At 38.2% G+C, this 25090-nt stretch carries 24 protein-coding genes and 3 pseudogenes; 8 read left to right on the forward strand and 19 right to left on the reverse strand.

Features of this window, described 5'->3' with window-relative positions; translation table 11 throughout:
* Positions 1–103: 103 nt before the first annotated feature.
* Complete coding sequence (locus RGF10_RS12770) at positions 104–1756, reverse strand: glycosyl hydrolase family 18 protein (protein WP_318502602.1); 1653 nt, start codon at positions 1754–1756, stop codon at positions 104–106.
* A gap of 323 nt (positions 1757–2079) precedes the next feature.
* On the opposite strand from RGF10_RS12770, the pseudogene plsY reads away from it, so the two are divergent.
* From plsY to RGF10_RS12795, 5 genes and pseudogenes are all read left to right on the forward strand, one after another.
* Positions 2080–2665 (forward strand): annotated as a pseudogene (gene plsY / locus RGF10_RS12775) (glycerol-3-phosphate 1-O-acyltransferase PlsY).
* 288 nt (positions 2666–2953) lie between these two features.
* A complete protein-coding gene (locus RGF10_RS12780) occupies positions 2954–4063 on the forward strand; it encodes an ATP-binding protein (protein WP_318502604.1) in 1110 nt (369 codons plus the stop codon).
* A 143-nt stretch (positions 4064–4206) separates the two neighbouring features.
* Positions 4207–4401, forward strand: coding sequence for a hypothetical protein (locus RGF10_RS12785; RefSeq protein ID WP_318502605.1), 195 nt, complete (start codon positions 4207–4209; stop codon positions 4399–4401).
* Between the two features lie 186 nt (positions 4402–4587).
* Entirely contained in the window at positions 4588–5745 is a 1158-nt protein-coding gene (locus tag RGF10_RS12790) for a CapA family protein (RefSeq protein WP_318502607.1), read from the forward strand.
* A 184-nt stretch (positions 5746–5929) separates the two neighbouring features.
* On the forward strand, positions 5930–6220 hold the full coding sequence (locus RGF10_RS12795; protein WP_318502609.1) for a HesB/YadR/YfhF family protein: 291 nt from the start codon (positions 5930–5932) through the stop codon (positions 6218–6220).
* A gap of 44 nt (positions 6221–6264) precedes the next feature.
* Here RGF10_RS12795 and RGF10_RS12800 read toward each other — a convergent pair whose 3' ends face one another.
* The 8 genes from RGF10_RS12800 to acnA form a co-directional block, all read right to left on the reverse strand.
* On the reverse strand, positions 6265–6555 hold the full coding sequence (locus RGF10_RS12800) for a hypothetical protein (RefSeq protein WP_318502611.1): 291 nt from the start codon (positions 6553–6555) through the stop codon (positions 6265–6267).
* 19 nt (positions 6556–6574) lie between these two features.
* Positions 6575–7000: an acyl-CoA thioesterase gene (locus tag RGF10_RS12805; protein WP_318502612.1), complete on the reverse strand. Its 426-nt coding sequence runs from the start codon at positions 6998–7000 to the stop codon at positions 6575–6577.
* Between the two features lie 84 nt (positions 7001–7084).
* Positions 7085–9427, reverse strand: coding sequence for an AAA family ATPase (locus RGF10_RS12810; protein WP_318502614.1), 2343 nt, complete (start codon positions 9425–9427; stop codon positions 7085–7087).
* Positions 9428–9585: 158 nt separating this feature from the next.
* Entirely contained in the window at positions 9586–9813 is a 228-nt protein-coding gene (gene tlp / locus RGF10_RS12815) for a small acid-soluble spore protein Tlp (protein WP_318502616.1), read from the reverse strand.
* A gap of 150 nt (positions 9814–9963) precedes the next feature.
* Positions 9964–10107, reverse strand: a complete 144-nt coding sequence (locus RGF10_RS12820) for an acid-soluble spore protein N (protein WP_318502617.1) — start codon at positions 10105–10107, stop codon at positions 9964–9966.
* A 67-nt stretch (positions 10108–10174) separates the two neighbouring features.
* A complete protein-coding gene (locus RGF10_RS12825; protein ID WP_318502619.1) occupies positions 10175–10306 on the reverse strand; it encodes an FbpB family small basic protein in 132 nt (43 codons plus the stop codon).
* A gap of 184 nt (positions 10307–10490) precedes the next feature.
* On the reverse strand, positions 10491–10997 hold the full coding sequence (locus tag RGF10_RS12830) for a peroxiredoxin family protein (RefSeq protein ID WP_318502620.1): 507 nt from the start codon (positions 10995–10997) through the stop codon (positions 10491–10493).
* Positions 10998–11168: 171 nt separating this feature from the next.
* Positions 11169–13895, reverse strand: coding sequence for an aconitate hydratase AcnA (gene acnA, locus RGF10_RS12835; protein WP_318502622.1), 2727 nt, complete (start codon positions 13893–13895; stop codon positions 11169–11171).
* A gap of 330 nt (positions 13896–14225) precedes the next feature.
* Between acnA and sspO the strand changes: the two genes are divergently transcribed.
* Positions 14226–14375: a small acid-soluble spore protein SspO gene (gene sspO / locus RGF10_RS12840; protein WP_318502623.1), complete on the forward strand. Its 150-nt coding sequence runs from the start codon at positions 14226–14228 to the stop codon at positions 14373–14375.
* A 104-nt stretch (positions 14376–14479) separates the two neighbouring features.
* Here sspO and ltrA read toward each other — a convergent pair whose 3' ends face one another.
* Positions 14480–15742, reverse strand: coding sequence for a group II intron reverse transcriptase/maturase (gene ltrA, locus RGF10_RS12845; protein WP_318502625.1), 1263 nt, complete (start codon positions 15740–15742; stop codon positions 14480–14482).
* 589 nt (positions 15743–16331) lie between these two features.
* Entirely contained in the window at positions 16332–16601 is a 270-nt protein-coding gene (locus tag RGF10_RS12850; RefSeq protein WP_318502626.1) for a hypothetical protein, read from the reverse strand.
* Positions 16602–16711: 110 nt separating this feature from the next.
* On the opposite strand from RGF10_RS12850, the gene RGF10_RS12855 reads away from it, so the two are divergent.
* Positions 16712–16855 (forward strand): small acid-soluble spore protein P, encoded by a 144-nt coding sequence (locus tag RGF10_RS12855; protein ID WP_318502628.1) that lies wholly within the window; start codon positions 16712–16714, stop codon positions 16853–16855.
* 211 nt (positions 16856–17066) lie between these two features.
* On the opposite strand, the gene selA is transcribed toward RGF10_RS12855, so the two are convergent.
* Together selA and RGF10_RS23865 are read right to left on the reverse strand one after the other, a co-directional pair.
* The gene (gene selA / locus RGF10_RS12860) at positions 17067–18476 is read right to left on the reverse strand and encodes an L-seryl-tRNA(Sec) selenium transferase (RefSeq protein WP_318502629.1); all 1410 of its coding nucleotides are present in this window, start codon (positions 18474–18476) and stop codon (positions 17067–17069) included.
* A 198-nt stretch (positions 18477–18674) separates the two neighbouring features.
* Positions 18675–18860, reverse strand: a pseudogene (locus RGF10_RS23865) (Rdx family protein); the annotation flags it as partial.
* A gap of 203 nt (positions 18861–19063) precedes the next feature.
* On the opposite strand from RGF10_RS23865, the pseudogene selD reads away from it, so the two are divergent.
* Positions 19064–20120: pseudogene (gene selD / locus RGF10_RS12865) on the forward strand (selenide, water dikinase SelD).
* Between the two features lie 91 nt (positions 20121–20211).
* Here selD and RGF10_RS12870 read toward each other — a convergent pair.
* The 6 genes from RGF10_RS12870 to RGF10_RS12895 form a co-directional block, all read right to left on the reverse strand.
* Entirely contained in the window at positions 20212–20511 is a 300-nt protein-coding gene (locus RGF10_RS12870) for a PspA/IM30 family protein (protein ID WP_318509450.1), read from the reverse strand.
* Positions 20427–20882 carry a PspA/IM30 family protein gene (locus RGF10_RS12875; RefSeq protein ID WP_318502631.1) on the reverse strand — a complete coding sequence of 152 codons (456 nt, stop codon included), beginning with the start codon at positions 20880–20882 and terminating at the stop codon, positions 20427–20429. The genes RGF10_RS12870 and RGF10_RS12875 overlap by 85 nt, the downstream gene beginning before the upstream one ends.
* Positions 20883–21431, reverse strand: a complete 549-nt coding sequence (locus RGF10_RS12880; protein WP_318502633.1) for a hypothetical protein — start codon at positions 21429–21431, stop codon at positions 20883–20885.
* 38 nt (positions 21432–21469) lie between these two features.
* Entirely contained in the window at positions 21470–22690 is a 1221-nt protein-coding gene (locus RGF10_RS12885; protein ID WP_318502634.1) for a S1C family serine protease, read from the reverse strand.
* 199 nt (positions 22691–22889) lie between these two features.
* Entirely contained in the window at positions 22890–24305 is a 1416-nt protein-coding gene (locus RGF10_RS12890; protein WP_318502636.1) for a HAMP domain-containing sensor histidine kinase, read from the reverse strand.
* Complete coding sequence (locus RGF10_RS12895; RefSeq protein ID WP_318502637.1) at positions 24295–25005, reverse strand: response regulator transcription factor; 711 nt, start codon at positions 25003–25005, stop codon at positions 24295–24297. Before RGF10_RS12895 ends, RGF10_RS12890 begins: the two co-directional genes overlap by 11 nt.
* Between the last annotated feature and the right edge of the window lie 85 nt (positions 25006–25090).

The following is a 25090-nucleotide window of genomic DNA, read 5'->3' on the forward strand; positions in this document are numbered from 1 at the left end:
GTAATATTATTTTACCTATATTAAGGAAATATTCCCATTAACTTGCTTGGCGATGTTTACCGATCTTAACAACAAAATGACATTTAAGCTTAATACATGTTAGTTATTCTTGAGCAACCTCTTTATTTGGTATTTGCAGAGCGGACCAAGCTGTAGGTGCTGCAAAATATCGAGACCAGCTTGCTACACCAGCAAGCTGGTATTTGGTAACCAATTCTGATCGTTTTTTCAATGATACCTCATCTTCAAGCCAAACCTTATAGGTGGCATGATCCGGTTCAGAATAATATTCCGCATAGTTTTGTCCACTCTCTTCATCATAAACAGGAGTAAGCTGATGCTCCTGTAACCACTGGCTAATTTCTGTCATCGACATCGCTTTTGAGGTAACCTTTATCGCACCATCAGCATCGGTTTCTTCCTTCCATAACCTTGTATAGAGCGGAACACCAAGTACTAATTTTTCATTTGGAACTTGTTTGAGCAGACTTTGCAGGTTATTTTCAACCCAAGGCAGGCTTGCCACACTTCCCGAAACAGGAGAACTTCCCCAATGCTCGTCATAGGCCATAACAACTAAATAATCTACGATTTCGCCAAGTTTTTCTCGTTCATAAAACCCTGACCAGTTTCCACTTGATGAAATGAAGGTGATGTCCATTGAAACATACAATCCCGCTGCATGTAAATACGGTGTAGCCTCTCGCACGAATTGCGTAATAAGCGGTCCGTCCTCATCGTTAACGTTTTCGATATCAATGTTTATTCCATCCAAGTGATACATTTGACTAAAGGAAAGAAGCTGACGAATAATGTTTTGTCTTGTTTCGAAATTAGTTAAGGCTGCGTGGGTTAAATCAGGATTAAAGTCATTTGAAAAGAGCCCCCATACCTGATAACCTTTTCCCTTTGCCCAGTTCACATAATCAATTGACGCGATATTATGAACCATACCATCTGCCGCCGCTAGCTTGAACCAAGTTGGAGAAACAATATTAACACCTGGCATATCAGCAATTGAATTCGTATTAGGGTTCTTTGAATAAACCGCTTCCCATGTCAAATGGAATGGACTTGCTAAAACAGGTAGTGTTACTTTAGTGTTCGAACGCTCAACGTATACCATCTCTGTTTTTTTTGCTGATACGAATTTCTTATTGATATACCCGGCTATTCCGTTTTCTTTTCTCACAAAATAGTAATCTCCCCTTTCGCTCTCAATATAAATTGACTCATTAGCCTTTGTTTGCGCAGTATAGGGGGACATCAGCGTATTTTTCAAGCGCAGACGCAGGTTTTCCTCATTGGTGTCTTTCGTCGTAATGTTCGCAGGTTTAAGCTTTTCTCCGTTTTTCCTGATAAATACAGCTTTTGTATCTTCTGAAATTTCGAATTGAATCGGATAAAACGGCAGTATCGTTTTAAGTGCAATATAGTGCTCGCCAGCCTTTTTTGTCAATGCAGGAATCTCGATGTTTACCGGCTTTTGGTTAATAAAGTATGTTAACGATTCAGACGGCATTTGCACCACTTTATCTGCAGTAGTAATAATCACTGACTGTGATGTTTCATCAAACCATACACTGTTATCAAGTTTCTTTAAGAATTGAAACGGAATGTAAATGTTCTCATCAATTAGTATGGCATTCCCTGTTTGCTGTCCTGAAAAAACGATTGGATATTCCCCTTTAAAATATGCCGCTTTTTCTTTTGAGGCAAATGGATAAAAGAATAGCAGAATACTAGATAAGACCAAAAGGACACCAAAAATAATACCAGCAATTAGGTAACCAGTAGGAATTGATTTTTTCTTGTGAAGTTGTAATCTTGCCAGGCAAATCTCCTCCTAATAAACAAAATCTGTTTTATTTAAGTACAAATAAAATATATTTATAAGACACTAGATTAATCTTATCAAAGGATTTACTGGAAAAAAAGCGGATAATTGAACTACAATCTACACAAAAATATAGTTTATAACCTTAAAACGAAAGAAAAGCTACGGAATACACATGGAGTTTTTGAAAAAAGATGATACAATATAATAACGAATTATGAATAGGTTGAAGGAGACATTTTATGGCAATTAACGCAATTATTTTAGTCATCGCATACTTACTTGGCTCAATTCCCTCGGGTCTTATTGTTGGAAAAGTATTTTACGGAATTGACATACGTGAGCATGGAAGTGGAAACTTAGGTGGGACCAATACATTTAGAACGTTAGGTAAAAAAGCAGGAATGACCGTCACCTCTGCTGATATTTTAAAAGGAACCTTAGCTGTCTTGCTGGCAAAATGGTTTGGCGCTGATTTACATCCGCTGATTGCAGGCGTTATTGCAGTAATTGGACATATGTACCCCATTTTTGCCAGGTTTCAGAGGAGGAAAAGCAGTTGCAACCTCTGGTGGAATTCTATTAGCATATGCCCCATTTATGTTTATTATTTTGTTAGTAACCTTCTTTATTAGCTTGTATATTACTAAATATGTTTCCCTATCATCCATGTTGGCAGCAGTAGCCGCTCTCACCTATGCACTGATTGATGGAGATCTAGCATTAATTATAGTTGTCGGAGTACTAAGCTCTTTTGTTATTTACCGTCATCGAGCAAATATAAAACGAATTATCGATAAAACCGAACCTAAAATAAAGTGGCTGTAGCCAACTTCCTTGAAGATGACAACGATTAAAATTCTAAAGAACCTTTATGAAGGTTCTTTTTTATTTCAATTATTAAAATATAAAGAATATTTGACATTTTTTTCGTAAATATCATGTCCTTAATTGGATTTATTTGGTATGATATCTGTACATTGATGTGATGAATATCACCGACAAATATTTTTTCAATAATCGACATACTTTAATCTTCTTCTTCATAAAATTTTTGTAGATTAAACGATAGATGAATGAACAGACAACAAACTACAAGCATAAGGATGGTTGGTAATGCAAATGGATAATTCGCTTTTTGAACAAATGCCTTTTCCTTACTTTATCATTGATACAAAATATCAAATTTTGTTTTCATCGAAGTCTGCAAATGAACGATTTTCAGATTCTATTTCTTTTTTGGAGTTAGTCCATTCTTCGCATTGGTCGATCGTAAAAGAGTTCTTACAAAACAATGTCGAAGCTGATTTATTGGATCTCAAAATGCTGGTAAATGACAACCAAATTGGATTATTTAACGTATACAAAATCATCCCAAGTGACGGTTCCACCCATTTACTTTGTGTACCGTCTGTTGTATCTTCACCAGAGATTCATGAAATGCTGGATACTGTAGAAAGAAAAATATCTCATTTAAATGTTGAATTAGAAGCAAATAAGGATTGTTTTACTCAAAAGATGACTCAAATGAAGGATGCTGCTATTCTTTCAGAGCATTTGGCCACGATTGGACAACTCGCAGCAGGGATTGCCCATGAAATTCGGAATCCACTTACAACAGTAAAAGGGTTTATCCAGCTAATCCAACCTCATTTAGCTGAAATTGGCAAAGAGGAATATGCCATTATCGCTTTAGAGGAAATTGATCGGGCAAATGAAATTATTTATGAATTTTTAAATGCAGCAAAACCCCAACAAAATAAAAAGCAAATCATTGAAGTGGATAAATTAGTTAAAGACATCGTCATGCTTTATGAAAGTGAAACCATTCTCCGGAATATTGAGTTAGAAATGTACTTGGATGATGTAAAAGCTCAGCTTTATATTGATATAAAGCAAATCAAGCAAGTGTTGGTTAATCTGGTGAAAAATGCGATTGAGGCTATCGATCAAAATCCGAACAAAGAAAGCGGGTTAATTCGAATCCAATCGATTATCCAAGACGGTTCAGTCATTCTACGGATTGAGGATAATGGAATTGGGATGGACAATGAGACGATTGAAAATCTTTTTGTACCTTTCTTTTCGACGAAAGCTGAAGGTACAGGGATCGGACTTACTGTTTGCAAAAAAATCATTGAGGATCATGCTGGAACGATTACTGTAACTAGCATCCCTTCTCTCGGAACATCCTTTGTCATTCAACTACCAATCTATCTAAACTAATGCTGTTTAATATTTTCCATTTTATGTTATCCTATCTAATCGTGTGACTTATGTCTATGAGTCATGAATTTGTCAAAAAATAATGAAAATTCCTTCCTGTTACAGGATAAAATAATAGTAACGAATGGAGGAAGGTGTTATTTATGATAAATTCAAAAGGTAATCAAGATGAGTTCATCTTTTCTACTACTGCAAGTAGCGTGAATGGTGATAGTCCGGTTGATGAATTCATATTGGAACTTTTTGATTACTCTCCCAATCAGACTTGTGACGGTTCTCCTAAAAAAGTTATTACCAACTTTGAGGAACTAATTGATTTTTTTGAGACAATTGATTAATTCACCTTTGCCAACCGATAGAATTCAAAAAGGGTCTGACTCACTAAGGCAGTTTTATGAGGTTTACACCTCTGCTTTAGGAATCAACCCTTTTTTTGTTTCGATATTTATAATTAAGTAAATTTGAATGCACAAAATATATTATAGTAAAATAAACGATACTTTTTTACTTTTAAGGAGTCTATTATGAAAAAAAGTGCAATGATTACAATTTTCCTATCTATTGTTACGATTGGAGTTGTCTCTTTCTTCTTTTTGCAAACAAGTTTAGGCACTACCGCAAATAATGAAACAAAAAAGGTCAAAGTTACTGCCCATTCAGCTCGAACCCAATTTGATTCAAAAAAAGAACTTGTCCAAACCGCTACAGTTGGTGCTATTGGAGATATTTTAATTCATGACTGGGTATATGAGGATGCTAAAACAGGTTCTACCTATGATTTCAAACCTATGCTCTCACCTATAAAATCCTATTTGCAACAGCCAGATTTCCTAATTGCAAATCAAGAAACCATTCTCGGTGGTGTTGACCTGGGACTTTCTAGTTATCCGACCTTTAATAGTCCGCAGGAAGTTGGAGATGCTTTTATTGATGCTGGCGTCGATTTTGTGACAAATGCAAATAACCATAGTCTGGATAAAGGAGAAAAAGGGATACTTACTGAGATAGACTATTTTAATAAAGTGGGCTTGCCTTATGTTGGTGCGTTTAAAGACGCACAGGACCAGCAGACGATAAGAGTGATGAACATAAATGGTATAAAGGCAGCCATCCTTTCCTATACATACGGAACGAATGGGATTCCCATTCCAGCCGGAAAAGATTACCTAGTTAATTTAATTGATCAGGAAAAAATGAAAGCAGAGATCGCGCGAGCAAAGCAAATGGCTGACGTCGTTATAATGGGTGTGCATTGGGGCAATGAATATCAACGGATGCCTTCTGTTGCTCAAAAAGATCTGGCTCAATATCTAGTTAATGCTGGCGCTGATATCATCATTGGGCATCATCCTCATGTCCTTCAGCCAATGGAATGGCTGAAGGCTGATGACGGACGTGAAGCATTTGTTTTTTACTCACTAGGAAATTTTCTGTCAGGTCAAATGCATGATTATAAGGACATTGGTGGACTAGCGACAATTACGATTAAAAAAACGATTAAATCGACTGGTGTGGAAATACAATTGTCAGATCCTTCCTTTATCCCAACTTATGTTTCCAATCAAGAATTAACCGACTATCGTGTTGTTCCACTTAAAGATGCTACTGCTTATGGATTACCTAATGCAGCAGAGAAAAATGAAGAAATCACAAACCATATGGCACAATGGCTTACCAAATAATAATATTTTACATCTATCAATACCGAATTGGTTTTACAGCAAATGCAATAAAATCTTTTTATCCGTTTCGTGGCAAATGTATTACAGAATCTTGAATTTACTATGTATATAGGGGTTTTGTCATCGACATTCGTATTTCACACTTTTATAATAAAACCATACCAAGGAGAGGAGTTTTTCAGAAATGAAAATCCACGTAAGTCATGAAGCAGCAGAATGGTATAAGGATGAATTGTATTTAAATAAGGGTGATTACGTTCGTTTCTATGCTCGTTATGGTGGAGTAAGTACATTCCAAAAGGGTTTTTCCCTCGGTCTCTCAACTGATGAACCAATGGATATCGGAGCAAGTGAAGAAATAGATGGAGTGACTTTTTTTATTGAAGATAAGGATTTATGGTATTTTGATGATAAAGATCTTTATATTGATTTTAATACAAGCTACTCTGAACCAGAATTTCGTATTTCTGAATAAAGAAAGCAGGCACCCTCGCCTGCTTTTTTTGTATTATTCTTTCGTTACCAGATTAACTCTTCTAATCCTTCTTTCAGAAGAATCTCTTTTTGTTTTTCACCAAGTAAATCAAAATGAGGATATTGGATATTTCGACCATCAATCCATTCGGGTCTTAAACCGTATTGCTTCCCCCATGAAATTAACTTATCAAGATCACTGCAGCCAACTTTTGTAACTGTTTTACACTCTGGAAACCGGTCATCAATCCAGTAATGTGTAATAAAAGCAATTTTCCCTTCAGACACCTTCTGCTTCCACTCTAATAATTCTTTCCGCTTTATTCCAAAAGCCATAATCACACCTCTTGCTAACTTATTCCGGTTGCTTTTTTGCTTTTTCATAAGCCGCGTGCCACTCAGGGTAAGAGCGCTTAATCGAAATCGGGCGGAATGAATCCTTTTTGACACATACATGTTTCGATTCGCCTGTTACCGAAAGTTCGTTACGATCATTAAAGATTTCATAACCATAGGTTACGCGAAATCCGTCGTATGCTTCAATCCAAGTATGTATAACGGCTGATTCACCATAGCGCAACGGTTTTTTATAAGAAGCTGCGATATCGATAACAGGCGAAATAATACCGTCTTTTTCCATTTCAGCATAATTATAGCCTAAGTCCTGAATTAATTTTGTTCTCCCTAGCTCCATCCAAACGAGGTAATTTGCATGGTACACTACTCCCATTTGATCCGTTTCCGCATATCGTACTTCTATTTCCTTTTTTGAGACTAGCATGTAGTGATTCCCCTTTAACTAAATATTTAAGCTTCCGAACCAACAAACTTTGTTATCATCATTTTACAAATCAAGAAAATGGTCCTAATCTCCATTTAATAGTTTTTTAAAAGCGATTTTTATATCTTTCGTATCAATCAGACTTGCAATTTCTGAAAATGTCCCATTGTAAATTTCATCTACGATTCTTAAGGCTTGTGCTTGAATGGCTTCGTCGATCACATTGGTTGCTAAACGACCATTTCCTTTTGGAGAGTTTTCTTGTAAATACTTGTAAACATATTCCTTTGCCTCTTCCGTCAGCTCATATTGATACAAACCTGCATAGCGAACCATAATTTGAAGCAGTTCTTCAATTGTATAATCTTGAAAGGTAATGAACTTTTTAAAACGGGAACGCAAACCTGGGTTGCTTTCTAACAACTGATTCATCTCATTTGGATAACCAGCGAGAACAACGACCAAATTTTCATTATGCTTCGTCATCTCATCAACTAGCGTATCAATCACCTCTCTGCCAAAATCTCCATTTGTTTGGCCTAAAAGGGAATACGCTTCATCAATAAATAAAACGCCGCCAAGTGCATCACGGATTTTTTTCTTAGTCTTGATGGCTGTTTGTCCAACATAGCCTGCAACAAAATCAGCACGACTTGCCACGACTAAATGGCCTCGTTTCAGAATCCCACAATCCTTTAGCAATTCCGCATATATTTTTGCGACAGTGGTTTTACCTGTACCTGGATTTCCAGAGAAAACAGCATGCAATTGAATCGGTACCACTGGAAGCCCATGTTCTCTTCGATGCTGTTGGATCTTAACAAAAGAAACAACAGTCGCGACCTCATTCTTCACTTCTTGAAGCCCAATTAATTGCTGTAATCGTTGTGATGGAACTTCATTCTGTGTTGGCTCAGTTAATTCAAAATCTCCCTTTTCTAGGAGCGTGTATTCGATCATGTTGTCACTAAGGTCGTTTTCTGCACCCTTTTTAAATATAGCATCTATTATGATATTTTTGACAGTCCTTGCATTTCCAAACGTTTCATCTACTCGCTCTTTATCCAGCCTATTCATTATCTCATGCTTTGCAGTATCCGTTAGAAGATAATCATTATCACCGGCTACCTTTTCTGCAATCAACATTAATTCTTCATTTGAATAATTTGGTAAGTGGATTTGATTAGAGGAAGGAAAACGGCTTCGCAGACCAGGATTTGCCTGCAGGAACGTCCGCATTTCCTCAGGGTAGCCCGCAAGTACAACAGCAAATTTCCCTCCGTATTCCTGACCAGTCATGAGCGAGACGAGGGTATCGATGGCGGTTTGTCCATAGTCATTACCCGATTGTCCTTCTCTGCTTAAGCTATAGGCTTCATCGATAAATAACACTCCGCCTAATGCTTTTTCAACTATGGCTCGAACATTTTCTTCCGTTTGTCCTACAAAGGCTCCAACAAGTTGAGACCTGTCCGCTTCTATTACCTCTTCTCTCGGTAAAATTCCAAGTTCATAATAGATTTTAGCCAACAGTCGAGCCAGTGTCGTTTTACCCGTTCCAGGATTCCCTGTTAAAATCATATCCAATCTAATTTCATCGTGGATATGAAAACCAAGTTCTTTTCTTTTTTTATTGTATTTTAAAAAGCGATACAATTGATTTACTCTTTCCTTTACTTCGCTAAGGCCAACCATTGATTGGATTAATTCCAACGAGCTTAGCTCCGGTGTTTCCTGTGTGATTGAATTCTGCCCTTTTTTATTTTCCCACTCGGATTTTACTTGCTCAAGCAGAAGGAGCTGATATTTCATTTCATCATAGCTTGCGGAATGATAAAAGACGCCGGTTAGTGATTGTTCAAAGCTCTCTGTTGCTTTTTTTAACTCAGTGACAATTTCAATCCCTTCATTTATCAGATTAATGAGCCCATGATAGTGTTGGATCAGCTTCTCATTAGATAGAGATTCAACAACCTCTAAGCGCTTATGTAAATTTTTTAAATGTAGCTCTGCTTCACTTAAAAAATGGCGACATAAAGAAAGGTAGTGGTCTGCTCCTTTCTTTTTGGCCTGTTTGTTATCCGTTTCTCTTAAGGGAGGAAATGTTAAGTGTTCAAAAAGATTCATTCTATTACTCGCATCATTTTGTGCCAAATAAGATATTGCCTGTTGATTAAGCGGATTTAAAGTTAATGCTTTTTCCATCCAAGCATATCCTAGTGAATCCGCCTTACTTCGTCCTGCCCTGGATAAGGCAGCAAGAGTTAGCAGCTTCGAAATTAACTGAGGATTAGAATCTTCATCGATATTTTTCATCAATGAAAATAGATCGGCCTCATCTACGAGGTAGCCTTTCTCATTGATCACTTTCTCCCATTCATTAATTTTCGAAATAATCTGTTGCTGATTCTTCTGTTGTATCACCATGTATCACTTCTTTACATTAAATTCACTATTCTTATCTTACCCATTTGCTTATTGAAAAAGAAAGTACTTTGCTTATGAGAAAAATTTGAGCGAATGAGGGAAAACAACGATAGAAAAGACCCATCCAGCTTGGATAGGTCTTTTCTATCACTACTATATTATTTGCGGGCGCGTGCTTCATCCTTTACTTCTAATCGCATTGCATCAAGGCTTTCCCGTCGCCGTTCATTTTTTGCTTCGATTTGTTCTTTTTCCTCAGAACTAGCAAATTCCAAAGCCGCTTCAGCTTCTTCCATGTTTTCAATCGTGTTGCAGATCATTTCCTGAAGCTTTTCTACGTTATCGCTGCGGTCATCTGGGTTTGGCTTGTTGTTGTAGTTTGCCATCCTTGGTCCTCCTTTGTAATGGGCTTGTTACAAAATTAGTTTGTTACGAAACGGAAAAAATATAAAGGAAAACATTTCAAATTTCCTACCTGAATCGTTTTAAGAGAAGCAAACAAAAACCCACCGATTGGTGGGTTGAATCCATTTATATTATTCCCCTTTGGTTTGGATAACTTGGGCATGCTTACCTGATGTATCCTGCATTTGCTTCCCCTTATTTCCTCCAAAGCCACGGGGTTGCGTTCCAAGGGTTTCTGGTTGAAAAGCTTGATGTCTCTTCTTTTGATTTCCCATTAATATCCCTCCTCAAAAATAGCTTACCCATTTAAGAGGGAATGATAATTAGGAAATAGAATCAAATTTACTCAGCTTTTTCCAATCTCTTTTCCTCGATACGATTTTCGATTTTTTCCATTGCAGCACGATCACTTAATAGTTGACGTTTATTTTCTGAAACTAATTCTGCAAAGGAACGTTTTCTAGGTTTTCTCATGTTAATCACCTTCCTTGTGTTTATTGTATCAGCTATTATGGACGGAAACGGTTACAATTATTACAACTTTTTGAAAATTTCTTTAAGTATTTTTTATAGTAATAATCTTAATTACCGAATTTTATATATTTAAGCTAAAAAGAATATAAAAAGGACCAACTGAAAAAGTTAGTCCCTACAAAAATTAATTATTGTTTTCCATATCCTCTAATTTCATTTGACCGTTAATTTTATGTGTAATAACTCCTTGTTCATCAATAAAAAACGTTGTCGGTATAGAGACGATTCCGTAGTCCTGATTTACTTCATTTTTTTCATCTAATAGGATGGGAAATGTATATCCACCATTTTTAACAAAGCCAGCTACATCGTTTTTAGGATCCATATTAACCGCTAAGATTTCTACGTTTTCTTTATTAGACACATAAAATTTCTGCATTTCAGGCATTTCTGCTTTACATGGAGGACACCATGTAGCCCAGAAATTCAGCATTACTTTTTTACCTTTGTAGTCAGATAACTTAACTGAATCTCCAGTTAAAGTTTTTAATTCAAAATCTGGCGCTTTATTTCCGACCTCAATGCCAGTTTTTTGTGAATTGGTATTGGTTTCTTCTTTATCCATTGCATGCACCATGGCAACGGCAAACAAGGCCACTAAAATAACTGCAGCAATTACTTTTTTAACCATGCTGCGCCCCCTTCATTTCTTTAAAATATATTCTTCATTATTTTAACCTAATAATTAGTGAAAAATAAAGATATTAACAAGATAAATATGTTACAATTCTGAAACCTAAATGCTGGCACATAAAAAGACGTCCGATCTATGATGACCGGACGCCCTTAAAGGAGTTAATTATTATCCCTTAATTTTTTCACGTAATACCATTTGTAAGATACCACCGTGACGGTAGTAATCGATTTCTACTTCAGAATCAAAGCGAACGATTACTTCGAATTCTTTCTTATTACCAGCTTCATCAGTAGCCGTAACTTTAAGAATGTCGCGTGGTCTTACGTTTTCATCGACTTGAACATCGATCGTTTCTTTACCAGTTAAACCAAGTGTTTCTGCACTTTCGCCTGCTTTGAATTGAAGCGGAAGAACACCCATTAACACTAGGTTAGAACGGTGGATACGCTCGAAGCTTTGAGCGATAACAGTTTTGATTCCTAATAGGTTAGTACCTTTTGCAGCCCAGTCACGAGAAGATCCCATACCGTAATCGTTACCAGCAAGGATTGCTAGACCAGTACCATCTTCTTTATATTTCATACATGCATCAAAGATAGAGGTTACTTCACCTGTTGGCCAGTAAGTAGTGAATCCACCTTCTGTACCTGGAGCCACTTGGTTACGAATACGAATGTTAGCGAATGTTCCTCTCATCATTACTTCATGATTACCACGGCGTGAACCGTAAGAATTGAAGTCACGAGGAGAAACGCCTTTTTCTAGCAAGTATTTACCTGCAGGTGTATCTTTACCGATTGATCCAGCTGGTGAAATGTGGTCAGTAGTTACTGAATCACCAAATTTACCAACTACACGTAAACCGGATAATGGCTTAACTTCTTCTGGATCTGGTTTTAAACCTTCGAAGAATGGAGGGTTCGCAATATAAGTAGAATCCTCATCCCATGTGTATAATGGCTCATTGCTAGTTTTGATTTCGTTCCAACGAGCATTGTCACCGAATACGTTTTCGTATTCTTTGCGGAACAATTCAGGTGTAACTGTTTGTTTAACCACTTCGTTTACTTCAGCAGTTGATGGCCAAATGTCTTTGAAGAATACATCGTTGCCAGCTTTATCTTTACCAATCACATCGTTTTGAAGGTCGATATTTACGTTCCCAGCTAATGCATATGCCACTACAAGAGGTGGAGATGCAAGGTAGTTACCTTTTACGAGCGGATGGATACGTCCTTCAAAGTTACGGTTACCAGAAAGTACTGAAGTAACAAGAAGATCGCTATCAGCAACAGCTTTTTCGATTTCATCTTTTAATGGGCCGGAGTTACCGATACAGGTAGTACATCCGTATCCAACTGTATTAAATCCTAATTGCTCAAGGTATGGAAGTAAACCAGAATCACGAAGGTATCCAGTTACTACTTTAGAACCAGGAGCTAATGAAGTTTTAACAAATTTAGGTACTTCAAGACCAAGTTCAACTGCTTTTTTCGCAACTAAACCAGCACCAACTAGTACGTATGGGTTAGAAGTGTTTGTACAGCTAGTGATTGCAGCGATTGCAATCGCACCAGTTTTCATAACAGCTTCATCACCATTGTCAAACTTAACAGTGATTTCTCTGTCAAGCTCAGCTTCAGTTAAGCCGAAACCTTGATTTCCTTGTGGTGCGCTAACTGCATTTACGAAAGTTTCTTTCATTTGAGAAAGTGGAATTAAATCTTGTGGACGCTTTGGTCCAGAAAGATTTGCTTCGATTGCAGTTAAGTCAATTTCAATTACTTTAGTATAAACAGGCTCATCGCTTGGATCTAAGAATAAGCCGTTTTCTTGGCAATATTTTTCTACTACTTTAACGGCTTCTTCATCACGGCCAGTTAAACGTAGGTATGCTAAAGATTCGCCATCAATTGGGAAGAATCCGCATGTAGCACCATATTCTGGAGCCATGTTTGCAACGGTTGCACGGTCTGCTAAAGGTAAAGAAGATACGCCAGGACCAAAGAACTCAACGAATTTACCAACAACGCCAGCACCACGTAGAACTTGGGTTACTTTTAATGCAAGGTCAGTAGCCGTTGCTCCGTTTGGAAGCTCACCAACAAGTTTAACCCCAATAACTTCTGGTACTGGGAAGTATGAAGGTTGACCAAGCATACCAGCCTCTGCTTCGATACCACCAACACCCCAACCAAGAACACCGATACCGTTGATCATCGTTGTATGGGAGTCTGTACCAACTAAAGTATCAGGATATGCTTCAAGCTCACCATCTTCAGTTGTTGCAACATGAACAACATCAGCAAGATACTCAAGGTTAACTTGATGAACAATACCTGTTGCAGGTGGAACTGCACGATAGTTGTTGAATGCTTTTTGTGCCCAGCTTAGGAATTGATAACGCTCAGCGTTCCGTTCAAATTCTAATTCCATGTTAGCTTCTAAAGAACTTGCTGTACCATAGTTATCAACCTGTACTGAATGGTCGATTACAAGGTCAACCGTTTTTTCAGGATTGATTTTATCAGGATCTCCACCCATGTCAGCCATTGCTTTACGTAATGAAGCAAGGTCAACTACTGCTGGTACCCCAGTGAAGTCTTGAAGAATAACACGTGAAGGTTTGAAAGGAACGTCGATATCTTTTACTTCGCTTGTTCCCCATTTTGCAAGGTTTTCTACGTGCTCTTTCGTAATAACGCGTCCGTCGTATTGACGTAACACAGATTCAAGCAACACTTTAATGGAATATGGTAGTCTAGAAATGTTTCCAAGACCCGCTTCCTCAAGCGCGCTCAATCGATAATAATTGTACTTTTTGCCGTTCAAATCAAACGATGTCCGTGATTGGAAAACGTCATTTTTTGCTAAAACATCATTTTTTGACATATGTATTACCCCCTATTCGTACTCAATTATACCAAAACAAGGTTAATTGTCGAAAAGTTTGAATTTTTTCATCCATCCGAACTTTTCTTGCAATTCCAATTTTAATACATTGTGAGTTATAAGTAAATAACAAGAAAGTTATTGCTTTTTATAAGTTTTTCTTATTGTATAAAATATTTTAATCATGGATAGATAAGAAACCTTTATTTTAGAAGGATGCCTATTTTGCCAAGATGCCCCATCGACTTGTAGCTATTATATAAAAATAACATTAAACCTGTTGTATGACATTTTTTACCTTGGAGAAAATATCAATCGGAGGTGAAAATTTTGTCTAAACGAAAAGCAAATCATGTCATTCCAGGGATGAATGCAGCTAAGTCTCAAGGGATCGGTGCGGGTTTTAATGAAGAATACTCAAACGAGCCTTTAACGGAAATGCAAAAACAAAATAATAAAAAACGAAAGAAAAATCAATAGACGCTGGTCGCTAGAGCTAGACAATTGAGATAGGGGGAGGCGACTAACCTCCATTTATCCCTCTCACACCACCGTACGTACGGTTCCGTATACGGCGGTTCCAGTTAAGTCAAACGCTGTGAGTCATATCTTGCAGTAATACTTTTTAATCCTAAGGAATGCCAATAGGTATTCCTTAGTGTTTTCTGTAGGATAGGGCTTTTAGATATTCTCCAGTAAGCCTTTCTCGTATTTCCCCATTCATATGCTTTCCCTTTTGGTACTCCCAGTTCGATAAGCTTCTTTACCTTAGTTTTTGGGAGTTTCCATTCTTTCCATCGAATCATCCTTAACCTTCGGTTTAACCATCCTTCTAGTTTTGCAAATACGGAGCGTGTATCCGCAAGGTGATAATAGTTAACCCAACCAACCAGATATTCATTAAGCTTATTGATCCTTACTTCCATTGCGATTGATTTACGTCTACTCGTTAGCTTCCTGATTTTATCCTTAAATCGCTTAATAGACTGTGGTGAAATCCTAACCTTCGGTTTTAAGTTGCTTGAAAAGCTAAATCCAAGAAACTTCCTTTTCCAAGGTCGGTCAACAGCACTTTTTTCCCTGTTAACTTTCAACTTAAGTTTCCCTTCAATAAACCGAGTCATCGCAACCATTACTCTCTCTCCTGCACGTTTGGATTTGACGTAAATATTACAGTCATCTGCGTATCGAACGAATCTATGTCCTCTTCGCTCGAGTTCTTTATCCAATTCATCCAAGACGATATTAGAAAGCAAGGGGCTTAGCGGCCCTCCTTGCGGAGTTCCTTCAAGATTAGGACTGACAAGTCCGCCTTTCATTACACCCGAGGATAAATATTTCCGTATCAAATGGAGTAAAGTTTTGTCTTGAATTCTAGTAGCTAATTTACTCATTAATCTATCGTGATTAACTTTATCAAAGAATTTTTCAAGGTCGATGTCTACAACCCATCGATATCCTTCCTCTATATAACTTTGGGCCAAAATTACTGCATCATGGGCTCGCCTCCTAGGACGAAATCCAAAGCTACATTTTGAGAAACTTGGGTCATATATTTTGGTTAGCACTTGGGTGATTGCCTGTTGAATGAAACGGTCTGTCACGGTTGGGATTCCTAATTTCCTTTTTCCTTTGCCATCTGGTTTCGGGATTTCGACTCGACGGACTGGGAGAGGAATATAGGTCCCATCTGCTAGGGATTGACGCAGTTCATTCCAGTTAAGCATGATATGTCCGCGTAGAGCCGTGACGGGCATTTCGTCAACTCCATGTTTCCCTTTATTCTTTTCTACTCTTTTAATAGCGTTAAGTAGATTATCCCGTGACAGGACTTGTTCCATTAACATTGATATAACCTCCCGCGTAAGTAGGTGTTCTGTTTGTGTTCTTTCCGTTCTCCACCCTGTTTAGGGACCCCCATGGGTTCACCATTTCTTTCCGTAAACAGGTTCATTGTTTTCTGCTTCATTGAAAAGAAAGATACGCCTAGTTCCTACTTTCCATAACTGGTTCAGCCCTTCCTTAACCTCTTAAGCGATTAAGTACTATGGCTTCTGCTGACGCCTGTCGTTCAACCAATCCTCACGGATTGGCTTACCGCATGAGTACGGCATATCGACAGGTTCTCCCCGGGTAAGAGTGCAGACTTTCCTTCCATGTCCCCGCCTCATTTACTCTGTGACATCTTCGGCAGTATGGGCTTTATCTTGTATTGCAGACTCATCCAATGTCACCTAGCCTTATATGAGATTCGTGTTCCTCGGGGCAGAAGTTTGCCGCCGACTTCCTTCAGGTATGAGGGTCACCCCTCATACCCTTGTCTTAAGCTACAGCTACTACTGCCTTCGCTGTTCGGGACTTTCACCCTAGAGCCTGCACCCATGCCGGGCACACAATGAAAAACAAGCGGCTAATTAATCATAGCCGCTTGTTTCTTTAATATTCATTACTTGGAAGATTTACCTCATGGATAATGTTTTCTAAATCTGAGCGAAATCGTTCTAATTGAGCACGTTGATGGTCGGATGCCACCTCTAATGCATTTTCAATTTGCTGATACGCTTCATTAACCTCATTTTTTAAATGCTTTAATTGATGACCGTAGCTTGCACTATCTTGTACAATTTCGCTATATAATCCTTGTACATCCTCAATTCCTTGTTGTGCTGCTTGAAAGGCTTGCTGCTTATTTTTATGGTAAGGCATTACATTTTCACTCCTAATACAATGTTAACGTTAAATTGTGCAATTTTATTAAATAATATTCAGTATAAATATTACGGTGAAATCGCACCCTATCCATAGGAGGGATGAAGATGAACAAAAACGATGGGAAAGATATGCGAAAGAACGCTCCAAAAGGTGGCAACAGCGGCCAACCAGAGCCTTTAAGCGGTTCTCATAAAGTTAAAAACCGAAACCACACAAGACAAAAACATAACCAACATCACGACATGTAGAAAAGCGGAAGCGACCGTTCAGCGGCGTATGGACTGAAAAGTGGAAGCCCCTAGCCGCTGGAGCTAGACAGATAGAAAAGCGGAAGCGGCTTGCTCAGGGGCGACAGGCATAAGGCGAGCCCTGCAGGAAATCCTGATTTCCGGAAGGGATTGACTTATGACCCCGAGCCCCTAGCCGCTGGAGATAGACAATAAAAAAAGGTTGCGCTGGTTAGGAGCCAGCTGCAACCTTTTTAAATGCATCAATGATGATCATTTCTTCATCTTTCGTTACAGTGCGTAGATCTAGATGAATTTCTTCGTTTTGAATTCGAACAATAATCGATGGGACATGTTCCAATCGAAGCTTTCTCGCTAAGTGCTCAGCATTTATGTGAGTATGCTTCATTGCAACGACAGTAGTTGGCAATTCAACATCCGGCATCGTTCCCCCTCCAACTTGGCTGGTACCATTTAGGGTGCGGACTTTAAACTCACTAGGTACTTTTAACGCAAAAGCTTCGGCACGAACCATTAATTCTTCTTGGGTATATAATAAATCACGAATCGTCGGGATATTTTTTAAATCCGATCCGCCTTTAACGTAATCGATTAATGTTCCTTCCAATGCGGCTAATGTCATTTTATCGACCCGAAGCACACGAGCCAGCTGATGTTTCTTCAGCCTATCAATTAACGCTTTTTTTCCTGCAATAATTCCAGCTTGTGGCCCGCCAAGAAGCTTATCACCACTAAAAGAAACGAGATCAGCACCCGTGCTTAAAACCTCCCTAACAACCGGCTCATCCCCGATTCCATGCTGTTTAAAATCATACAAAACTCCACTACCAAGATCCTCATAAAAAATGACGTCGTCTTGTCTTTGCGCTAATTGCACTAATTGATCTGTTTCCACAGATTTTGTAAAACCGATTGTTTTAAAATTACTAGTATGTACCTTTAATATCATAGCGGTATCGCAGGATAATGCATTTTCATAATCGTATAAATGGGTTTTATTGGTCGTCCCAACCTCTACTAGTCTAGCCCCGCTTTCTTCCATTATCGAGGAAATTCGGAATGAACCACCTATCTCAACGAGCTGCCCTCTTGAGACAATCACTTCTTTTTCAAAAGCTAATGAGCGTAGCACAAGATAGACCGCAGCTGCGTTATTGTTAACGACCATAGCTGCCTCTGCTCCGGTGATTTCCTTAATAAGTGTCTCAACATGACTATGTCGCGAGCCTCGTTCTCCTTCTTCAATTTTATACTCAAGGTTAGAATAATTTTGGGCAGTGTCAAGGACATGCGCTGCAGCACGATCACTCAACCGTGCTCGTCCCAAATTTGTATGCAGGATTGTTCCTGTCGCATTGATAACCCGTTTTAATGTGTAGCTTGTTTTATTTTTTACAGTGGCCTCGACAAGAGCATACAATTCCTCTGTGAAAAATGCAGTCCCCGGTTCAGAGCCTTTCCAAATACCCATTAATAATTCTTCTCTCACTGTATCGAGTGTCTGTTTAAGTATATTCGTTAAATAGCTGGACTCTACCCCGTTCTCAGAAGCCATTTGTAAAAACCGTGGCTCTCGTTGAAGCTCATGAACAGGGGGTAATAACCGAAGTAAATGTTTCAAAAAATCCCCTCCAAACAAATTAACCATTGTTATTATACCAATAATTCTAACCATGAAAAAGAAAGGGTAAAATCTTCAAATATATTTCACATAAAAGAAAAGCCGATGGCCCTTTCGCTCGTCACACATCAAACTTTTTACACCTTCTTATCTTAATAAAGAAAGACCGCTTTTATAAAAAGTCGGTCTTTAAGCAAACTAGTATGATTCCATTTTGTCAATCAGTTCATTTGAACTCGGAAATTTTCCTGTCTCTTTTTTGGAATAGATTTTTTCATTGTTAACAGTGACTTCAAAAACACCACCAGATGAAGGTATTAGTTCTAATTTTTCAATTTCACCTCTAAAATGGGTAAACAATTCTTCCGCGATACTCGCGGCTTTAGGTGCAAAGTTTCACATCATACAAAATTCTACAACAACATTAAATTTTTTCAATTTCCTGCTCCTTTCTACCTGTTTTTATTATACATTAACAGCATGAAGTAAAAATATTGTAGTATAAACTCGTAACACTCTGCAAAATATCTGTTTGAATATGTGCGAGATTGTTTAAATAAAGGTATACTAGACACTGGAGGTGGAAAATGGTGAGCGAACAAGAAAAAATACGCCTAACTTCATTATCTTCTAAGGCTGGCTGAGGCTGTAAAATTGGTCCTGAGGACTTGGCGCAAGTGTTGCGTCTTTTACCAAAACAAGAGCCAGTACCCGAATTATTGGTTGGGCATGAAACATCTGATGATGCTGGAGTTTTCCAATTAACGGACTCGATCGCGTTAATTCAAACCCTTGATTATTTTACGCCGATTGTGGATGATCCATATAAATTCGGACAAATTGCTGCGGCAAATGCTTTGAGTGATGTGTATGCGATGGGCGGGGTTCCTAAAACAGTCCTTAACATCGTAGGTTACCCAGTTAAAAAATTGGGACCTGAAATACTATCAGAAATATTACGAGGGGCAGCAGATAAAGTAAAAGAAAGTGGTGCGGTAACAGTTGGTGGACACTCAATTGATGACCAAGAGCCTAAATTCGGTTTATCTGTAACGGGAATTGTACATCCAGACCATATTTGGAAAAATATCGGTGCAAAGCCAGGTAATGTACTGGTTTTGACCAAGCCAATTGGGGTTGGTATTCTAACAACAGGTATTAAGCGTGGTGCAGTAACAGCTGAGCAAGAACAAATCGTAACAGAAACGATGGCTTATCTTAACAAAATTGCCGCTGAAAGCTTAGCCGGGCTAAACCCGTTTGCTGTAACTGATGTAACAGGCTTTGGATTATTAGGTCACGGAAGTGAAATGGCTCGAGGAAGTAATGTAAGCTTCGAAATCACACTTTCAAAAATACCAGGTACTAGAGGGAACCTTTGAATTAGCTGCTCAGGGCGTCATTCCTGGTGGCTCCAAGGCTAATCATAAGTGGCTACTAAATGATGTAGAGTATAACGGAATCTCAGTAGATGAGCAGTTAGTCCTATGCGATGCTATCACTTCAGGTGGATTACTCGTTGCCCTTGATGAAAGCGAGGCACTTCAATATATTGAAAACTTAAAGCAAAAAGGGCATTCCATCGCTGAAATTGTTGGTATTGTAACAGAAAAGAAAGACAAGTTAATTTATGTGAACCGATAAATACAATCGTTATATTGTTGATTAGTATAATGAAAGTAAACAAGTAACCCCCCTTTGCCTTGAATATGGCACTGGGGGGTTACTTTAGTTATTAAACAGTAGTCGTTTTCGCTTGTTTAAGTTTTTCAAGCTCTATTTGAACTTCGTCTTGAAGGGCTTTATTTAAATACTGTGCTTCTTTTGATAAATTCATTTCATAAAAGGACTGTGAAGCACTGGCTTTTGCCTCTAAATTTAATATTTGCTCCTCCATTCGTGCAAAACCTTTAACTGCACTCTCTGGAGAAAACGATGCAAGAGATCCATTTACTTGATTCGTAACCTCAGCAACATTTGCTCTTGCGATGAGAGCAAGTTTTTTTGTTGAAGCTCCTCGTATGTTTCTTTTAATTTTTTTACTTGTGCATAAACGGTTGTCGTTTGCTTTTTTACCGTTTCGTATGTAGCCTTTGCGATCGTCAGTTTTTTCTCCTGAGCAATTTTATCCTGCAATGCAAGTTTCGCAATGTCTTCTTCATTTTGATCCACGGCTAATTGCGCTTGTCGAGCTCGCTTTTCAATCACGCTTTGTGCTTCAGTAATCAGGGCTTCATATTTTTTTTCAATAAAAAGCTGATTAGCTAGGGCATTTTCTCCCTTTTTGATTTCTTCTTCTAACTCTCTTAAATATTGCTTCAACATAGTAGTAGGATCTTCCATCTTATCGATTGCACAATTGATATCGGCAACTACTATACTTTTTATTCTTTTAAAAATACCCATTTATTTTTCCTCCTTATTATTAATACTCCGCTCCCATTCATCAAGGAAATCTAGCTTTTGTGTTGGTAAAGTAATATAGCTTTCTGGCATATTCATTGATGTGTTTGTTGATTTATTTGACTTATACCAGTAGTAAGCGCCAACTATCAGACCTAATAGAACAATCCAGTTTGGTAACAACCCCCAAAGACCGATAAAAAGAAATCCGACGCCAATTCCCTTAACGATTGCCTTTTTAGCTGCCAGCTTGTAAAGTGTAAATCCAACTCCTGCCAATCCGAAGTAAAACAAGAACGGGAATAATAGGCTACTGTGTGCGGTGTAATCCATTTGAAATCTGTGCTGGCCTCCCATCATGTACCCCGAAGATCCTCCAAAATGTCCAAATCCGCCATTTTGAAAACCATGTCCGCTGAAACTCTGTCCTGGTGATGAAAAGCCTGCCATTGAAGTTGAACTACATTGAAAAACAGCCAACTTCACTAGATGAATGAACACAAGTGCCGCTATTGCAACGGAGATCATCCAAAAAATCTTTTTTTTCATCATTTCACCTCCTTTCAAATTGGAATGTTCATCTGGGTGAGTTATTTAGCTAACGTAACCGTAAACGTTTTTAATTCTCCATTTCGATAAACTTCTAACTTCACTTTGTCTCCGACTTTTACATCTGTATAAAGAATTTTTCTTAAATCACTTGCTCCTTCGACCTTTGTTCCATTAAAGGATACAATCACATCTTGGACCTCAAGACCTGCTTTACCTGCATTAGAACTTGAATCCACATTTGTTACCATCGTTCCATAGTTAATATTTTCTGGTAGGTCCTGTAGATATTGTGCAGGGATTTGCTCTAGATCAGCCAGGCTAACTCCTAAGTAAGGTCGAGAAATTTCACCTTTTTCGATCAATTCATTCACAATCGGAATGACATCATTACTAGGGATCGCAAAGCCTAAGCCTTCCACACCATCTTCTGAAATTTTCAAGCTGTTAATCCCAATAACAAGCCCTTCCGTATTTAAAAGTGCACCGCCGCTATTGCCTGGGTTAATAGCCGCATCAGTCTGAATGACATTTAAATCCCATTCTCCACTTGAGGTTGACACTGCCATAGAACGATCGGTTCCGCTAACAATCCCTTGAGTAACGGTACCTGAAAGATCAAGACCAAGTGGGTTACCGATTGCAACGACCTCATCTCCTGCACGCAATGTTGATGAATCACCAAAGCTGAGCACGGAGCTCACATATTTACCATCAATTTCTAGTACTGCTAAATCGGTAAGCGCATCAGCACCGATAATTTTTGCCGACGTTTTTTCACCATCCGCAAGCGTAATCTCCACTTGACTAGCACCTTCAATGACATGATTATTCGTCACGATATAGGCCTTATTTCCATCTTTCTTAAAAATAACTCCTGAGCCTGTCCCGCTTTCGACCTCCTGTACTTGCTGGGAAAAACGGTTACTTGACTGTTGAATATTTGATACACCTACGATTGATTGTGATGCAGATGCCACCATGTCGGAAATCGATGAGCTTTGAGAATTATTTGTTTTTTTTGCTGTAACCGGTGTGGTTTTGGTCGCCACATTGGTAGTTTCTGTTTTTGCGGTTTGTTGAGTTTCGTTCCCAATATTAATATTTAATCGATCGAGTACTTGGCTTGAATAAGGACTTGTAATAACGGCAAGGGTTAGCACCGATCCAATAATTCCACCAGTTACAGTTGATACAAATTGTTTTCCTTTAGACTGTTTATGAACGACGATTTGACGTTCTTGACCTTCATAATTTTCCATGCAAAATACCTCCAAAAATCGAATTTATGTGACCTTCTTTGTAGAAAATCTAAAGTGATTATTTATCTGCTATCATCTTACCGAGAAAATATGACAAACTTATTAACAAACTTGGAAAAGAAAATGAATAGTCATGAAAAAATCATTAAAAATGCAAAAAAATGACTACCTCGTAAGGCAGTCATTTTTTAAAACTCATTTACATTTTCTTATTTGGGATGATGATGACAAACTTTGTCCCTTGCCCTTGTTGACTGTGAACAGTAATCTCTCCATCGTGTAACTGGACGAGCTGTTTTACGATCGACAAGCCTAAACCAAATTCACCATATTGATTATTTTTACGAGACAAATCTGCTTTGTAAAACCTCCGCCAAATCGATTCGATCTCCTCTGGAGGTATCCCAATTCCACTATCTTCAATTTCAATAATTGTTTGATTTTCTGCTGTTTTTCCGCGCAACCAAATATGTCCATTATTTGTGAATTGAATACTGTTTTTCGTAATATTTATTAAGATTTGAATCATACGGTCATAATCTGCATGGACAACTGTTCCAGGTTCTACCTCTACGACTATTTGGTTATTTTTCTCTTCAGCCTGGAACAGAAGAGTTTCCCGAATAATTTCTAGTAATTCATCTAATTGTATTTCTTCCTTCATTAATTTAATTTGATTTGAACGAATTTTTTCATAATCAAGATTTTCATTGACTAGTCGAATTAATCGTTTGGTTTCTTTGCTTACGAGGTTAATCCCTTTTTCCTTATCCTCGTCAGAGATCATTCTGCTTCGCATTCCTTCAATGACACCGCTGATAGTGGTTAACGGTGTCCGCATTTCATGGGAAACATCAGCCATGAATTGCCGTCTCCGATTTTCTAAACTATCGATTTCGTTGCTTGAACTTTTTAATTTTCCAACCATTTCATTAAAGTCATTAGCAAGCTCACCAATTTCATCAAAGCTAGACGATGGCAGCTTCACATCATAATTTCCAGTTGAGACCATCGAGGTGGCATCACGAATACCTTGGATTCTTCGAACATGAATTTTTGAGAGAATCCAACTCATCAACAACGTAACAGATAATGAAATGATAACGGTATAAAGCAAATAGTCATTGATTTGACTAATCATTTCACGTGAACCCTTTACGGGAGAGAATAGCAAAATTCCGCCTAGAAAATTGCCCTCTTTCATGTATGGAACTCCAACAAGGGAAACATCAGAATCGTATCTTGTGTCCCGCTTCACAACGAGGGTTTCTCCTTCAGTAATGACTTTCCATTCACTCTCTTTTAATTCAATTCTCGGAATTTTGCCGAAGTCAGGATAAACGACTCTTCCTTCATTATCAAAAATGATAAAATCAATCTGCCTCGCCTTTAAAAGCGAGCTATATTGATTTAATATTTGTCTGCTTCCAACCTGCATTCGGTCAAATTGCCTCAGAATATTTTCACCATAGTTAGTAAGCTCTTCTGCTTTGTTTTTATAAACATAATTCTCAACATAATTGGTAAAGATGATGCTCAAGATAAGGAAAGCGACGATAAGAATACTAAGATGGCTAATAAAAAGCTGATAAATATACCTGAGCTTAAGCTTCATCCTCTACCACCGACTCATCAAACTTATAGCCTACACCCCAAACGGTTTGAAGGAAGGGCTGCTTTGCTGTGCCAATTTTACTGCGTAACCGTTTAATGTGGACATCGACGGTCCGTTCATCCCCATAATATTGATAGCCCCAGACACGCTCCAACAGCTGTTCACGCGAAAATACCTGACGGGGATGTTCGATAAAATAATAAAGAAGGTCGAATTCCTTCGGAGTGAGATTGGTAATCTGTTCATCATTTAGAAATACTTCCCTTGTTTCTTTACTGATTCTAAAAAACTGTGTCTCTAAAAAATGATTACGAAGCGATTCATCCTCCTTTGCTGCATTTCCAGCTCGGCGTGAAACTGCTTTGATTCTTGCCATTAACGCGAGTGGACTAAACGGCTTTGTCACATAATCATCGGCACCCATCTCAAGCCCTAATACCTGATCGGATTCAGTGTCTTTCGCCGTGAGCATGATAATCGGAATGGTTTTGTTTTCTTCTCGGATTTTCCGGCAAATGGTTACTCCATCCATATTAGGCAGCATCCAATCGACGATCAGTAAGTCCCAGTCACCGTCCTTATACCGTTGCAAGCCTTCAAGACCATCATTTACAAATTCACCTTGTATGCCTTCTTTAAGAAAGAACATTTCAACCATCGAACAAACGCTCTCATTGTCCTCAATCATTAATATTTTCATCCATAACACCTTCCTGTAGGTAAAGCTTTTACTAAAAAAGCTGATATTTTCTTAAGATAACACATTTATTTTAGAAGTTCTAAAT

It is taken from the genome of Bacillus sp. T3 (assembly GCF_033449965.1).
Lineage (GTDB): Bacteria > Bacillota > Bacilli > Bacillales > Cytobacillaceae > Bacillus_BU.